Genomic DNA, 15,212 nt, shown 5'->3' with positions numbered 1-15,212 from the left:
ACACACGATTTACGTAGCATCGGATACCTTTCAAAAGTAAATAAGCCAAGAATCCAGCGACACTCAGTCGACGTCAATTCCAGTCGCATTGTTGCCGCAGCAGTCGAATTCAAGTTTGAATTCACGGTCGTTCACGCCAAGTACTGGATTGTCCCAAACTTTAGGGGCTTTGTCCGGCTCGGTGGCCGAGACGGGAAAGTATGCCAGTCTTCCGGATGAAGTAGAGCAAGCTCCCCCCCCGCCGCCACCCAGTCCTGTTCTCAGATCGGGAACCCGGCGCTTTATCGTTACAATATTCCCGTCGGAACTACGCGGGAAACCCAACTCAGCATCCACCAATGAAAGCAGGGCCGACGCAAGAGATGGGACGGCCCTGCGACTCAAACCGAATTTTATAGCGGAATGCGACGTCGCTCCTCGGTCCGCTCAGCGGACCCTACTTGGCTCGCACCGTAAGAATCGCTCCCGGCGTTGCCCGGCACCCGATAAAAGCCGATAGTGAAAAACATTGTAGAGTCGGTGTGTTCCGGTCTTACTGCGGTACCAAAGGAAGATCAATTGACGGAGTAAACCGAAAGATAACATTACCTGTTTTGATATCGTAACCTTCCACAAATAACGCGTACATTGCTCTCCCGAATAAAAATGCTTTCCCGTCCGCGACCCGCCACTCAGCTTTGGGATGTGGAAGAATCCCGGTGGTTCCCACGCCCACTGTCCCCGCCGCCCACTGACTGGCCTCCCACACCTTTGTGAGTTTCTTCATGTCATACGCGACGGTCGCGCTTGGTGCGCCAACCTCATCAATAAAAGCAATTAGCAAGAGATCGTCAACACGCGTCACGATCGCTTGGCGGCCGACATTTAAGGCAGTCTCAAACGACGCGATAAAGCCGTCCTCCGTTTCAATCTTAACTAGAACCCCTTCTACTCCACGACTTAGAGCAACACCACCTATTAAGTTTGCTTCGCCGTTGCCTTGCATCTGATTCTCGCGACTATCGCTCGGTTGTAAAGGCGGGAACCCGATTGCCCAATACAATGGGCTCTTCACATTTTTAACTCGAAACGGCTGTCCGTCACATCGTTCCAATGCCGAGAATCCTACATTTCCACGCTTCAACGACTCACTGAACCATTTCGGCAGTTCGATGTCTAGAAACTTGCCGAATTTTCGCGAAAATTCAGAGAGGACTTGCTCGGCATTTTCGGCTGCCAAATCGTCGCGTATGTCTTTTCCGTCTTTCAGCTCTGTCACCTCAATATCAGATAATTTCGATACTAACTTCTCAATTACCTGTCGAAATGCCAGTTGCCACTGGCAATTCACCTGATGCGTAAGAACATCACTTTTTATTCCCCTTTTGAGTTGCTCGGCATCGAGCATTGAATAACGGCACGGCCGTTCAATTTTACGGCCAAGCGCCCGAAAACATTCCTCCTCCTGCCAAGTTCGATAGGGCATTTCGATCTGGTTTATCAACTTTAAAATATCGGCTTCGGAACTCAACTTGCACTCGCCGTCATGGTATGACGGGTTATCCCCAGCCGCAGTTCGTGCCAGAGACGGCAAGATAGAGATTGTTATCAACAACGCTTTGACACAATTTCGGAACTTCATTAAATAACTCTCCTGCCAAGGATTTCCGCTATTGACTACATTCTTAAAAGCACTCACATTATCTCAGTTTCTTGCACAATAGTTCGCCCTATGGTTGAGCTTCCACCGACACGCCTTGTGGAAAAGTCACGCCGAACATTGGGTCACAGCAATTCCATTTTACCGTAAATGATCGGGATGCTGTACCTAATGCTGGGCGATTCCAGATTTCTGGTGGCTTGTCTCTTTTCTCCCGATGGAACGGTAATTCGCCGGTAACGGTCGTGCAGCCGAATGGTCCGATTTCGTTCAACGCATTCGCCGCGGGTTTTTTGAAGTCTTTGAGCTGAGTCCAATCGCCATTTACGAAATCGTCTGCGGTGACTGGTATAAGTCGAATTTCGCAGGTTTGTTTGTATAGACCCATAATAGTCGCATACTTTTTCGTGGCGCCAAAATTGCGTGGTGGCAAGAATGATGCTTCGTCAAATCTGTCTGCCGATTGAGCAGCAGGAGTGGGATTCCAGTGCTCGTAATATGCGTAAGTCTTTAGCGTTCCGGACGGATTGGCACACACCGTCATTCGCCGACAATCGACTTCAACCCGTTGAATAATTATCGCATTGCATGGGATGTTATCAACAGAAAATTTAAACCACTGCCTTCGCTGATCGAGTGGTACTTGCGGACTGTGAAGTGCGACGCACGTCACGGGGTCTAAAATCGTATCTTTTTTGTCGTCGCCTTCACCGAATGAGTCGATAGGCGTTACTGACACATCGACAGGCTGAAAATACGATTCCAACTTTCCGTCATCGTCATTATCATAGCGACAACACACCGGGGCGTTATCGCAATTTCGACATTTTTTGCACGACTCGTTTCCAGGGACCGTGGAATCGTGATCGCACGAAGGGCAATCGCGAACACCATCATCATCCTCGTCGCAGGTCGGGCAATTTAACGCGTTATTGTAACTACACGTTTTGCAAGCGTCTTTTCCCTGCTTCGAATCATCCGCATCACACTCATAGCACTTGCCGTCTGCACAAGGGTAAGAACACAGACCCGGTCCGTCCGGGTCGGCGCAGACATAGCACGCATTGCCATCGGTTATTTTTAAATTGAGAGTATCATTCGGGACTGGGATACCGTTTTTGCAGGGGTCATGAAGAAGGTCCTTTCCCTTATCGTCATTACAATCACCCGGCATACCAAAGCCTTCCATTGATATCGGGCGGAGCTTCGCATCAGCAGTCGGGTCGGACGGCAAATTGCACCCGCAACCCAGTGACGGCTTCGGCGCGACGACCGGGTCAGCGGCGTACGTTGCCACAGGCCAAGCGATGCCCGTGATTGCGAGCACAGTTCCAATCTTCAACCAATCAATCATTTGTTTCCTCTCATTCCAGGGGAATATTAACGATACTGGGGATAGCGGTTTAAGGCGTCATTGAGTCGGCCGAGCAGTTCGCGGTCTTCCGTCCATTCCGGCAGCGATTTGACGGAGAGTACGTCTTCGGCTTTTAGGCGCGTGTAGTCGTCGGGTGCGTCGAAGTCGCCGTAGTGCATTAACCATCGCCTCGCCCGCTGAAGACGCAGGGCATCGATGTCGGTGATGAGCGAATTCCCCCGTGGTCCGTGAAGTTGCCGGGCACTCTCTGAAAGAATGACTGTGCCGAGTTGTCTTAATTCCCCGAGATTCAAATGCCGTTTCGTCGAACGCGCGTTGACTTCATAACCGTAATTCATCGAGCCGTAATGGCGGCACCATTTGCACAAACGCATGTGGGCATAGAATTTCTTGACCGGTCGGGTATCGACGCGGTAACCGCTCGACTCGACATCGCGGGTGACCGCGTTGTTGAGACTGTTGAGCATGGCCGCGCGCTCTTTGTCAGGCTCTATCATCGCACATTGAAAGTGCCAGCCTGCGGCGCCGGGGTTGTGATAGGTGTGGACGATATCTAATCGATTCTCGGCGTTCACCCAGTTCGTTAAGAACTGCGTATAGTGGACCGCCTCGGTCCGTTCCTGCGTCACTTCCGGCACCGTGGTTATGTAAGAGAACGTGGTCATGATCCGGTCGTGCATGCCGAGCGCTGCACCGTCAGGGTCGAGCAGCGGGATGGCGAGGAGGGTGATTTCGTCGCGGAGGCGGCGGGCTTCGGCGGTTTCGCCTTTTCTTAACCAGTCGATGGCTCCCTGCACGGTCCAGCTGCCGTCCTGTTCGTCGGCGTGTTCGCGGGCGTAGAGGAAGAGGCAGGGGTTCTCTTTGCGGGCCGTCTCGGTTAAGCCGCCGACCTGAATGACCGAGAGGGGCCGGCCCAGTTCCGACTTGCCGACGCGATGGACGGTGACGTAAGGATCAGACTCGATCGAGGCGAGGTAATTCTCGTGATAGCTCGGCGTGTAAGGAGGCCGGATCGCAATTAAGGACGAATCGCTCTTATAGGTGTGCTTTACGTGCAGCGTGATGCGACCGCGCTTGTGGGTCTTGCCGTCGTTGGTGACTTCGTCCACGAAGTGCCATTGTTCGCCCGAGGTGTCGGGCAGGAGCGGCCCGTGCGCGGCCTCGACCGGCTTGCGTGGATTGGAGACCGGCCGGGATTCGAAGTTCTTAAGCGCCGACGGATCATCATCGGAGCAGACGACCGGCGTCTGCGAACGCCAGTGGCGACGCACGCCTTTAATGTCGATCTGCACCTGCTGACCGGCGGCGTTTTCGACGCGGGCAATGAACCACGAGAAATACTCGTTCGGGCCTTCAGGCGGGAAGGTGACCCGAAAGTGCCGCGGGCCGACCGCCTTAATGTCATAAAAGCGGGCGGCTCCTTCGACGTTCAGCGAGAGACGGACCCCGGTCGAATCACTCACGGTCAGCAAAGGGTCATCCGGTACCGGGGCGACTTCCGGTGCCGCGTTCGCACTCCCGACAGTGGAAACAAGCGTTGTTGTTCCGGGCTGATTCAGAAAGCTGTTAAATCCGCCCGCCTGCGATATATCGGTACCGGGACTTAAAATGTGATTGCCCGCCTGTCCGGACGAACTCAAGTCAACGATGCTCGGCTGTGAATTGGCCGGCTGGACGGGGCCTGCTGTCGGCGTCGGAACGCCGGGGTAGGCGGGGGTGTTGGAGGAACTGCTGGGCCAATAGGAAAGTCCAACGATGAATAGCAGAGTTAAGACCGCGCTGGCAGCAATCAGCATACGGCGATTGGTCTGCTGCTTCGCCTTCTCCTGCGCCGTTTTTCGGGCGGCTCTTAATTTCGCAAGCTGAGCTCTTGAAGGCCGCTTTGCTTTTTCATCTTTCGCGGGCTCCTCCGTTGCACGGGGCACCTGTCGCTTCAATCGTTCGGGCCGACGAGTATTCGAAGAGGTCGTCGACGAGGGACCGGTGCGCGGGCGTCGCGGTCGAGGGTTGTCAGCCATCAGGGAAGGTCTTTGCTGCGGGGAGGGTGTCAGAGAGGACCGAGGACTTTGGCGCGCTGCGATGTGACCGATCGCTCATTGAGGCCAGAAGGCTTTACCTGTTCAAAAAAGACAATATCGACGGTGCTCAGTGGTGCAAGCGCATTAATAAACATTTGCACGATATTCACACATGACCCCTCCGTGGATCGACCGAACGCGCGACGGCGCAACGTGTTCGGGAGATGGGGTGAATTTCGCGCGGCGACCAAGCAGGAGAATTTCACACAGGGGCACAGCGGATGTTGAGAGACTGTGATGCTTTTCGCCGTGCTGCACCGTGGCGTGTCGCGCAACGCCAGATTGGGGCGGCGACTCTCACGGGTTGGCGGTGGAGATTCGACGCCGCCGCCGGCCTTGCGTCACTGCCAGAAGCGCAAGCGGAAGTTGATCAGTGAAATTTTGAAGGCGCAAAAGGAAAATGAGCCGGTCGGATGCGGGGTCCAACCGGCTCATTTGGGGGAAAATTGAGGCGTGATCGATGAGGTGGGCGGGTAGCCTGTTCTCCAGCAGGCCGGTGGGTCAGTTCCTCTGGCGACTTCGGCGGGGTCGAACTCCCCTCCGCGGGAGTTCGTTGTCGAAGTCGTTCTCTCCGCCATCACCACATTGCGACTGGCGTGCCAAACCGGGTTTTCGAGACCGCTGGAAAAATGCATTTGACGTAACCCATTCAAATTAAAATGTTTACGGATCACTGCCCAACATTGCACAACGCCCTGACATCGTTGCAACTTCTACGTGCGCGATGCTTCGGCCGTGTAGGAATGACAAACTATGTCGATTATGCCGGTCATTCGGCCCGACGAATCGGTCACGCGGATTGGGCCGATTGAACGGTCGACTCGCCGACGTTGTGTTTGGTCGACACGGTATCTCGGCATTCCTGCCATTAAAGTCGTTCGAACGGATAACTGAGGCGTAAGTTTGAGACGTCTGCCCTCTATTCTCTTCGATGATTGAAACCCATGCAGAAGGTATCTGTCCTGTCGTCGTGGGACATTCCGCCCGCAATTACCAAGGTGTGGCGCGACCTGCTCGCGGCAGACGCCTCTTTGGACAGCCCCTACTTCCGACCGGAATTCACCGACGCCGTGGCCACGGTCCGCGATGACGTGCGAGTCGCGATCGTCGAAGAGGGCAGCGAGATCGTCGCCGTGTTTCCGTTTCAACTCGGAGCCGGCAACGCCGGCCGGCCGGTTGGCGGGCGGCTTTCCGACTTCCAAGGGATCATCGGGCATCAAAATTTGCGGATTTCGACCCGCGAGTTCGTAAAAAAATGCGGGCTCTCCGAGTGGCGATTCGACCACTTGCACGGTAATCAGAAACCGTTCAGCGGCGACATCGAAACCCGAGACACGTCACCCTATATCGATCTGTCGAAAGGGTACGAAGCCTACATCGAGGACCGACGAAAGCAGAGCAGCGAAATCAAATCGCTCGGCCGCAAAGAGCGAAAGCTGGAGCGAGAAGTCGGCGAGATCCGCTTCACCTATCACGATGCTGATGATCGCGTTTTCGACCAGCTCGTCCGCTGGAAAGCCGATCAGTACGCTCGAACCGATCTGACCAACATCTTCGATTTCGACTGGACGCTCGATCTGCTGCTCCACATTCTCGACCGCAGCGACGCCGAGTTCCAAGGCGTTCTGTCGTCGATGTATGCCGGCGATCGCCTCGTGGCCATGCATTACGGCATGGCGTCCGGCGGCGTGCTACACTCATGGTTTCCGGCTTACGATTGCGAGCTCTCCAAGTACTCGCCCGGGCTGATCTCACTGCAACTACTCGCCGAAGCAGCGGCCGAAAACGGAATTCAACGGATTGATTTGGGGCGGGGCGATGAGACGTACAAACTGAAATTTGCGTCCGGAACGATTCCCGTCTGCGATGGAATCGTCAGTTGCAGTCCGCTCCGGCGGGCCGGGAAATCGGCTTGGGAACTGGCCCGGCGAACCGCGAAAACGCCCGCGTTGCGACCGATCCTCAGCGGACCCGCCCGCATGATTCGCCGCATGTCCGAACAGGCCGCGATGAAATAGCCTCGCCCGGGTCGGCATCGCGACTGCCGCAGGCGTTCGAAGGGCCGTCCGATCGGGTATGCTGTCTCGATGATCGCAGCTTCAAGTCTGCGGCGACCGAACCGGGACGGCACCACGATGAAAAAAAGGAAGCGAAAACCTTCGTCAATCTGGGACGGCGAAGAGGTTCTGCCCGGTGAGTCTCGACGCGTTCAATTGAACGTGTCGGAAAGCTACAGCGGCGTCAATATTCCGATTCCGGTCTACGTACGCCGCGGACTGAGGGATGGGCCGACCATCTTCGTCACCGCCGCGCTGCACGGCGACGAAATCAACGGCACCGGGGTCGTCCGCGAACTGATCCGCGACGGAACGCTGAATCTGACGGCCGGCGTGTTGATTCTCGTGCCGGTCGTCAATGTCTTCGGCTTCGATCGACACATGCGGTATCTGCCCGATCGCCGCGATTTAAACCGCTGCTTCCCCGGCTCCGAGCGGGGCAGCCTCGCATCGCGAACCGCGCGGGTCATTTTCGAGGAAATCATCGGCCGGTCTGACTTCGGAATCGATCTGCACACCGCGGCGGCGCGGCGGACGAACTTCCCGAACGTGCGGGCCGATTTCCGAAACGCCGGGGCCAAGCGTCTCGCCGAGAGCTTCGGCTGCGAGCTGATGATGGTCGGTCGCGGCCCCGATCGATCCCTCCGCCGCGAGGCGACCGGGGCGGGGTGTCCGGTGCTGCTATTCGAAGCCGGCGAAATATGGAAGGTCGAACCCTCGATCGTGGCCGCCGCCGTGCGCGGCGTGAAGAACGTCCTGTTCGAGTTGAAAATGATCGACGAGCCGCCCGTCGAACCGCCGTATCAACTGCTGATTGAACGGACGAAATGGATTCGGGCGGAGCGGGGCGGGTTCCTCGAATTTCACGTCGGGCCGGGTGACATCGTCCTCCGCGGCAAGCCGATCGCGACCATCAGCGACCTGCTCGGCGAAGACAGTCACAGCCTCGTCGCGCCGTTCGACGGCGTGGTCATCGGCATGACGACGCTGCCGGCGACCAGCCCGGGAGAACCGGTCGTGCATTTGGGCGAGATCGAAAAAATGAAACGGATCGAACGTATCCGTAACAAACTGCCCGAGTCACACCCCCACGAACGCGTGACCGCCGACCTGGCATCCAGCGTTATGGTCACCGAGCCGAGCGTCGAAGAAGCCGAGCAGGACGGCGAGTCGGCATCCACAGACCAGCCCATCGACGGAGCCGCCACCCAAGAGGCCCTTTCCGAAGACAACGACAGCCGAACCGGTTAATCTCACCGCGGGCGAACTCCCAATGACGACCTTAACTCGCCACGACACGAACCTTTCAGCCCGCCAACCCGTCTTGGCTGTGCTGCGATAGGACGAACAATGGTTTCGGCCGGATTGGATATGAAATCGGCAACACTTGATCCCGACGCGGCTGCCGAACGGGTCATTCGCATCTATTACCCGTCGATCGCCAGCAATCCCGTGGGTCGCCTGATCGGGACGCTGATGGAATGCATCCCGATTCCGATCGGCTCGGCCCGCGTGTCGAACCTGATCTTCGGGCTGCCGCTGGCCCCGATTGGGGCGCTGCTCTACGTGCTGCTCAAGGCCTTCGGTGAACGCTACGCCGTGACCGATCGAGCCGTCCGCCGCGAGTCGGCCCTGACCGGCTCACCGAACGGAGCCATGCCGCTCGAAAGCGTCGATCAAATCGACCTGCGGCTTCGGCACTGCTACCGCTTCTTCCGCGCCGGCGACCTCATCCTCCGCTCCAACGACGACCGAGCGACCTTAAAACTTATCGCCGTCCCCTACGCCGAAGCCGTCCGCCAGACGATCTTGGAAGCGTGTGAAGCGCGGAAACAAACTGACGCCGCGATTAAGCAGATCGAGCGGCGGAAAGGGTGAGTTGAATCGCTGGGTGGCTGGGGACGGACGGGGTTTTGTAGCCAGTCCTCGCTTGTCGTTAAACATTGCCTTGCGTTAAGTCGCCCGCCCCCAGTCGTTGAAGAGGTACGCCCTCTATATCACCGTTGACCCGCGCTCGCTGGGGGCGACTAAAAGGTCGTCCCCAGCCACCCTTGGTTTCTGGCAGGAAGGTCCCGGCTATGACCGAAGCATCTTCGGCGACAAGGCCATTCCGTCGGCAATCGACGACATTAACAATAATCCCGTTCGTCGAGGACTATGCCTGCGGGCGGTCGACTTCAGATGATCGTCTGCGCGATATTATTTGAACGGATCTCCGAGACAGCAGCACGAAGGGCTGCCAACCATCGCGGGACTCTCGAGCCTCCACTCATGAACCACCCACAATCACTGGCAGAGCCAGTGCCACCCGCCGCAGACCCTTGCGGAAACCTGCAACCGGCGCACCACACCGCCCCCGAAACCCCATTTCCCTCACACTCCACGACCTCCGCCAATCCTTCGATCGCCAAGGAACACACGTTCGTTGAAAAATTGTGGGTAAGGGTGTGACCTCCGGGCCACCCGCGAAAGGGTTGAGTTTGGGACTGATTTTGCCCAAGCTGTCAGCTTTCGTCGTCACCGGTTCGCAAAATGAGATCTACTCCGTCGGCAATCTCACGGACCGGAGAATCGTTGTCCCAAATTTGACGCCTTGTTTTCCGCGCAAGAGCTGGCGCGGAATAGACAAACCGTAGGTCGTACATCGAATAAAGCGCTTCAAAGAATCGATCGAAACCTAATGGACTCGCGGCAAGTGGGTAAATATCCACAACCTCGGCGACTTGTGCGCCAGATGTATTCACAAGAGCAAGAGCGACTGCCTCGTAGCGGCTGACATCATTTCGCAAATCACGGCGATTGGTGATTCGCGCCATTGCATCGTGATAACGCTGGATGGAATCTACGATTGTGCCATCCGCATTAATCGCAACGTCGTTTGGCTTCGAAACATCGCCTACACGATTTGCGCGCATGACGTGCAGGAAGCCGTAAACAAGAGCGGGGTAAGCAATATGCAAGTTGGTGCAGTCGCCCGCCGCCTCTTCCATCCTATTCGTTAAATTTCGAAACGCGTTAAACGTTCCCTTTACTGAGATCGCGAGCACCGGCCCAATTTCGGGAAGCGAGACGACAACATCGACGTCTTTCGTCTTAAGACCGCCGAGTACCGTTTGCTCTCCGTCGCGCGCTTGGTCAGCATCGAAATGCAGAATCTTTTTTCGGTGTCTACCCGATCCGGTAACCTCAATTCGAAGTGGCGGACGTGGTGTAATATGTTGCGGATGAAATCCGCCTTCAATAACAAGCCGTTGAACGAGGTGACGATGCAGCGGCTTAATATGCCGCTGGCTTTGTACCTGTTCGGCTTCAACAAATGCTTGCAAAGCTTCCCTGAGCCCGATGAGCGTGTCAGCCACGATGCCGCCACCTTCTCAGACGTAAGATGCCTTCCCGCACTAACGCGCTTTCCGACGGAGTGACTCGCAATTTTTTACTCGGGAATAACAAGTTGCCTGCTTCCCTCGGCTCGAGTTTCAACATTCCGCCACCCAAGCTGTGGCCTTCCACTTCAGCACTGAAAGCCATCACGATATTGTCCGCGACAGTCGAAAGATTGATGGGAGGACGACCACCCGCAAATCGAACCGAATGAATTGAATTGGTGCATGCACAAGCGGCGGCGTTGGCCGTGAACTTTGGACAGTCCGTACTCATATAACTGAGGAAGGCGTGGGGCACTTTTACGTCAGGCACGGAATACCAAGGCGTTCGATTGCGGCACTTATACGTGCCTTGCGCTTTCTGCCCCTGTTCGCTGCCAAGATAGGACCGGACTGCCTTTGAAAGCGACTCTTCAGGCCGGATTCGCAGCAGAAAACATTCAATATCGTCCTCAATCCAACTGCTAACCTGTCTGCGCGTAAGACGGTTATTCGGTAACATGCGGCCATTGCGAACAGTAGGCATCAGGTAACGGTCTTCGATCCCCCACGATTCGGCCTTCTTACGGCTCAAATGGAAGAAGTCGTTATCGCCGGTGACGTATCCGATACCGACTTTGGCGAAGTCACCAAGACGCCTGACATCTGCCGAAGACTTTAGCTGCAAATAAAGCTCTCTCATCTCTTCTGGTAGAAGAAAAGGTCGCAGCCTTCCGCCAAACTTTTGAAGTTCATCCAGCGACAATCGCGTACCACTGGTAGGCGGAGTGGAGCGATAAGCAAATTCATCCCACGCATGGAAATCGATAAAACGGGTTGTGCCACCGGCTCCCGAAGCATAAAGAAGCCATACGTCTTGAGAGAGAGTAGGAAAAATCTTTTTCTTCACGGCGATGACAGAAACCGTGCTGAAGCGAAACCGGAGATAGTCTAAGAGTGGAAGCGTATATGGAGCGTGTCCGATTTCCGCTGGCACAACGAAAGCCATTCGTCCGCCAGGTCGCAGGAGCCTGGCGGCGCCAACCAGAAACAACGGCCAGCACGACGAAAGCGCTGTGAACTCAGCGCCCCACTGGCGACATAGCCTCAGCGCCCGTTTCCTCTGCTCGCCCTTAAAGTGCTGGTATCGAATAAACGGTGGATTGCCGGCAGCACATTCGAATCTTGCGTTCGTCTTGCCAGCCCATTCAAAGAAGTCGCCGGACTGCACTCGCACATGAGGCAGCCGAATTGCTGTCTCTGTCAGAGCCTCAGAGTCGCACTCGACACCAAACGCATTGCTATGAAATTGCAAAAACTGCCCGTTACCGCAGGACGGATCGAGGAGCCGATCTGAGTTTCGTCGAACGACCCATCGCACTAGCGCGGCAGCGACATCATCAGGTGTGTAGAAGGCTCCCCTCAACTTTTGCGCAGCGGTATCATTGGCGCACGGTGGCATCGCTTGGGGCACTCCTTCATCCAAAGCAGTAACCTATAGGATGGTTGCCTGACCGTCTACGGCGCGACGAGCGACTTTGAACGAGGCGGCGGAATAACATCAGCTCTGGGTTATTTGTGTCGGTCGCCTGCTTCGGTCTTGACAGATCGATTTGGGCACGTGGCCGTGCATTCGTTCCCGTCCAGAAATGCCCTAAGCACGATCCTGCGGAAGCGTCAAGCAAATTCGGAGTGGTGCGAAACCGAGGCTTGGAGTTGGGTGACTGGGCTTTGTGCGCTTGCTACAAGAGATACACCGCTAAGAGCACTTTCAGCAGAAAGTCACCGAGGAGGCAGCAGCGCAACCGCGATTGCGGAGGCGGTTGTCCCGAGTCGGAAGAGGAGATTCGCCTTCGCCGGAGAGCACGATGCGAAGGCTCGCTGCGCTCGCAGTCTAGAGTTGAGAGGCAAGCGGTGAGAGTCCCGCATCGAGGCTTTCCCCTAAACTCTCAACCCCCGGCGCAGCCGGGTTTGAGGACGGGCGGGGACTTTGAGAACTTAGTCCCTTGCTGGCGCTGCGGGCTTGTTGAGAGCGCGCTTAGTCTTCGACGCCTAAGCGGTATTTGAGCTGGGTGAACTCGTCCTGCAGGTCGTCGGTTGACGAGTGGACGTGTTCGGCTTCGGTGATGAATTTCAGCTCGTCATCACGCTTCAAACCATACTCACGGAAAGTCTCCTCGAACTCTTCAAGGTCCTGACCGTAGACGATCAGCAGCTTGTGTTCGTCGAGCTGGACTTCGAGCGGGATGCGCGGATTCAGCGCGGCGATGCCGAGGCAGCCGTCGTCGAGGATCGACTCTTCGAAGTCGTACATCGTGCTGCGCAGCACGGGGAGATCGATATGGTCGCGGTATAGGTCGTGATGGCTGTTGTTCGATTTGTCGTGACTCGTTTCAAGCACGACGTCGACCTCTTCACCAAGTGGGCCGAGCAGGTCCATGAATAGATCGAATACCACTTCTCGCGAGGCGGCCGCCATTAATACGGGGATGTTCACGCCGTTTTCACGGTCGGTGAAGGTGTCGTGACGATAGCCGGCTCGCGGGACGACCTGGAGGTCGTACGAAGGGCGCACGGCGTCCGTCAGCGTGAACCGGCCGTAGCGACTGACGGCGAGGTGCGCTTCGATTTGATCTTCGGTGAGATCACGAAAGCTGCTCGGCCGTGACGCGCTGCGTCCGTCCCGCGGATTGGTTTTTAGAAAGCGCTGCAAGAAGCTCATCGAAGGACCTTTAAATCCGAATGCGTCCGTCGCTACGTCCGGCAGCGAGATCGGCGTTCTGTACCGCCGCCGGAGGTCTTGCGACGGCTCACCCAAACCTAGCACGCAATTCGGCCCCGTCTCGCCGGAACAAAGAGCGTGGCGCGCGAAATATCTAGGTCGGCGGATGTCGGGGAAGCCGCGGCGACTAAGCGAGGGATGGCCGAGGCGCACGATTGTGCGAGTCGTGACGGACGGAAGGCCTGCGAGGCCGGTTTCGGCGGGCTGCGCGAGCGTCTACAATCGCCGCGGTCGGCTCGGACGCCGGCATTAATTGATCTATCCGCCGGAATCGATGCGATCCGCACGACCGGTCGTCATTACAGGGAGGCCCGATCTTGTCCTACTTCAAGACCAACTGGCGGGTGGCAATTCTGCCGCTGATCGTCGCAATCGGGTGCTCCGACAGCCCCGCCGAACAGATCGTTATCGTTCCTAATCGCAAGACCGAGCCGTCTTCTCAGCCGCCGACGAATCCGGGCGGTCGACTGACCGAAGCCGGCGATACGGTCTTCGGCGACCCGTTCGCGGAGAAGTGGGACCTCATTCGGATCGGAGACGCGCGTGTCGGGTACGCGCGGACGCAGCGGCGTGTGCAAGAAGGCCGCGTGTCTATCGATCAGGAAACGCGGATGACGATCCGGCGGTTCGGCAAAGACTTGCAGATCATCACGCGATTGAAGACCGAGGAGGAAGAAAAGTCCGGGCGGTTGCTGGCCTTCTCTCACGTCTTGGAAAATCCCCCGGCCGCGCCGGTCCGCCGTGCCGGACGCATTGTTGGTGACAACGTCGAACTGGAAGTGACGATCGACGGCAAGACGAAAGAAAAGGTGCTCGGATGGGAGTACGGCCTGAAGTCGATCGATTGGCCCGAACGACTGTTTTTGCGGGACAAGCCCATTGCCGGTGAGACGATGAAGTTCCGGGCTTATCTTCCGGAAATGGAGGAGTCCGCCGACTACACGATGCGGGCGATGGAGCCGAAGCGTGTGAAAATGTTCGACGGTTCGCTCATCGAACTGACCCCGGTGACGATCAGCAGCAGTTTGATGCCTCAAAGTCCAATGACGGCTTACGTCGATGACCGTGGCGTGATCCGCGCGACCGAGCAGCGGGCCGCCGGGCAGACGATTCGAACCGATCGCGTGACCGCCGGTGTCGCCTTGGAAGAGATTTCGGGCAAGGAACTCGACTTCGCCCTGAAGACGCTGATCGACGTGACGCCGCTCGTCCGGGCGCATCGTCGGGAGGAGATTGTCTATCGGGTGACGATCGCAGATCGTGATCCCACGGAGCTATTGCCGATTACTGACTTTCAACAGGTCGAGCCGGATGAAGAAGCCGGGTCGGCTCTTGTGACCGTCACGGCTGTCGAGATTCCCGACACGCGTCGCCCCGTTCGGGGGTCGCCGGGCGAGGAATACATCAAACCGAGCGCGATGATTCAGTCGAGAGATCCGTATGTGGGCCAATTGGTTCGCCAGGCGGTCGGCTCAGAGACCGACCCGGGACGCGTGGCGGTCGCGATGGAGAAATACGTGGCTCGCAAGATGGACTCGACTGATCTTTCAACGGGCATGGCCAGTGCGTCCGAGATCGCTCGCTCGATGAAGGGTGATTGCACCGAGCACGCCGTGCTGCTGGCAGCGATGCTCCGCGCTCGCAAAATTCCGTCCCGCGTGGCGATCGGACTGGTCTACATCCAACGCCGCAGCCAGATGGGTTGGCACATGTGGACCGAAGCGTACCTCGGCGGGAAATGGGTGCCGCTCGACGCAACGCTCGGGTCCGGCGGCATCGGCCCGGCTCATCTCAAGCTCGCCGACGCCAGCTTCGCCGACGACGGCCCCGCCCCGCTATCGGCAATGCTCCCCGTGATGGACTTCATCGGTGAGGCGAGTGTTGAGATCGTGGAAGTAAAGTGACGCCCGATGCGGCAA

The 15,212-nt window shown here is 57.0% G+C and carries 10 protein-coding genes; 4 read left to right on the top strand and 6 right to left on the bottom strand.

The features are described 5' to 3' along the window. Positions 1-532 precede the first annotated feature (532 nt). The 3 genes from Pan189_RS00230 to Pan189_RS00220 all read right to left on the bottom strand — a co-directional run bounded on the left by Pan189_RS00230 (position 533) and on the right by Pan189_RS00220 (position 4,939). Positions 533-1,621 carry a hypothetical protein gene (locus Pan189_RS00230; protein WP_145361966.1) on the bottom strand — a complete coding sequence of 363 codons (1,089 nt, stop codon included), beginning with the start codon at positions 1,619-1,621 and terminating at the stop codon, positions 533-535. Positions 1,622-1,709: 88 nt separating this feature from the next. After that, on the bottom strand, positions 1,710-2,993 hold the full coding sequence (locus Pan189_RS00225) for a hypothetical protein (RefSeq protein WP_145361965.1): 1,284 nt from the start codon (positions 2,991-2,993) through the stop codon (positions 1,710-1,712). 26 nt (positions 2,994-3,019) lie between these two features. After that, positions 3,020-4,939, bottom strand: coding sequence for a M14 family zinc carboxypeptidase (locus Pan189_RS00220; RefSeq protein WP_310820879.1), 1,920 nt, complete (start codon positions 4,937-4,939; stop codon positions 3,020-3,022). 1,097 nt (positions 4,940-6,036) lie between these two features. Here Pan189_RS00220 and Pan189_RS00215 point away from each other — a divergent pair. The 3 genes from Pan189_RS00215 (at position 6,037) to Pan189_RS00205 (ending at position 9,027) form a co-directional block, all read left to right on the top strand. Beyond that, positions 6,037-7,110, top strand: coding sequence for a GNAT family N-acetyltransferase (locus Pan189_RS00215; protein WP_145361963.1), 1,074 nt, complete (start codon positions 6,037-6,039; stop codon positions 7,108-7,110). A 117-nt stretch (positions 7,111-7,227) separates the two neighbouring features. Further along, the gene (locus Pan189_RS00210) at positions 7,228-8,400 is read left to right on the top strand and encodes a succinylglutamate desuccinylase/aspartoacylase family protein (RefSeq protein WP_145361962.1); all 1,173 of its coding nucleotides are present in this window, start codon (positions 7,228-7,230) and stop codon (positions 8,398-8,400) included. A gap of 120 nt (positions 8,401-8,520) precedes the next feature. Next, entirely contained in the window at positions 8,521-9,027 is a 507-nt protein-coding gene (locus Pan189_RS00205; protein ID WP_310820878.1) for a PH domain-containing protein, read from the top strand. A 626-nt stretch (positions 9,028-9,653) separates the two neighbouring features. Here the strand turns inward: Pan189_RS00205 and Pan189_RS00200 are convergent. The 3 genes from Pan189_RS00200 to Pan189_RS00190 all read right to left on the bottom strand — a co-directional run bounded on the left by Pan189_RS00200 (position 9,654) and on the right by Pan189_RS00190 (position 13,233). Continuing rightward, positions 9,654-10,508 carry a hypothetical protein gene (locus tag Pan189_RS00200; RefSeq protein ID WP_145361960.1) on the bottom strand — a complete coding sequence of 285 codons (855 nt, stop codon included), beginning with the start codon at positions 10,506-10,508 and terminating at the stop codon, positions 9,654-9,656. After that, positions 10,501-11,973, bottom strand: a complete 1,473-nt coding sequence (locus tag Pan189_RS00195) for an N-6 DNA methylase (RefSeq protein WP_310821348.1) — start codon at positions 11,971-11,973, stop codon at positions 10,501-10,503. Before Pan189_RS00195 ends, Pan189_RS00200 begins: the two co-directional genes overlap by 8 nt. A 576-nt stretch (positions 11,974-12,549) precedes the next feature. Then, a complete protein-coding gene (locus tag Pan189_RS00190; RefSeq protein ID WP_145361958.1) occupies positions 12,550-13,233 on the bottom strand; it encodes a hypothetical protein in 684 nt (227 codons plus the stop codon). A gap of 377 nt (positions 13,234-13,610) precedes the next feature. Here Pan189_RS00190 and Pan189_RS00185 point away from each other — a divergent pair, with 377 nt between their 5' ends. After that, entirely contained in the window at positions 13,611-15,197 is a 1,587-nt protein-coding gene (locus Pan189_RS00185; protein WP_145361957.1) for a transglutaminase-like domain-containing protein, read from the top strand. Positions 15,198-15,212: the final 15 nt, after the last annotated feature.

It is taken from the genome of Stratiformator vulcanicus (genome assembly GCF_007744515.1).
Taxonomy (GTDB): Bacteria; Planctomycetota; Planctomycetia; order Planctomycetales; family Planctomycetaceae; genus Stratiformator; species Stratiformator vulcanicus.
Note: the sequence above shows the minus strand (reverse complement) of the source record. Positions and strands in the feature narration are given on the sequence as shown.

Coding starts and splice junctions, on each gene's coding strand:
- Pan189_RS00230 (WP_145361966.1), bottom strand. CDS start 1,621: ATGAAGTTCCGAAATTGTGTCAAAGCGTTGTTGATAACAATCTCTATC.
- Pan189_RS00225 (WP_145361965.1), bottom strand. CDS start 2,993: ATGATTGATTGGTTGAAGATTGGAACTGTGCTCGCAATCACGGGCATC.
- Pan189_RS00215 (WP_145361963.1), top strand. CDS start 6,037: ATGCAGAAGGTATCTGTCCTGTCGTCGTGGGACATTCCGCCCGCAATT.
- Pan189_RS00210 (WP_145361962.1), top strand. CDS start 7,228: ATGAAAAAAAGGAAGCGAAAACCTTCGTCAATCTGGGACGGCGAAGAG.
- Pan189_RS00205 (WP_310820878.1), top strand. CDS start 8,521: ATGAAATCGGCAACACTTGATCCCGACGCGGCTGCCGAACGGGTCATT.
- Pan189_RS00195 (WP_310821348.1), bottom strand. CDS start 11,973: ATGCCACCGTGCGCCAATGATACCGCTGCGCAAAAGTTGAGGGGAGCC.
- Pan189_RS00190 (WP_145361958.1), bottom strand. CDS start 13,233: ATGAGCTTCTTGCAGCGCTTTCTAAAAACCAATCCGCGGGACGGACGC.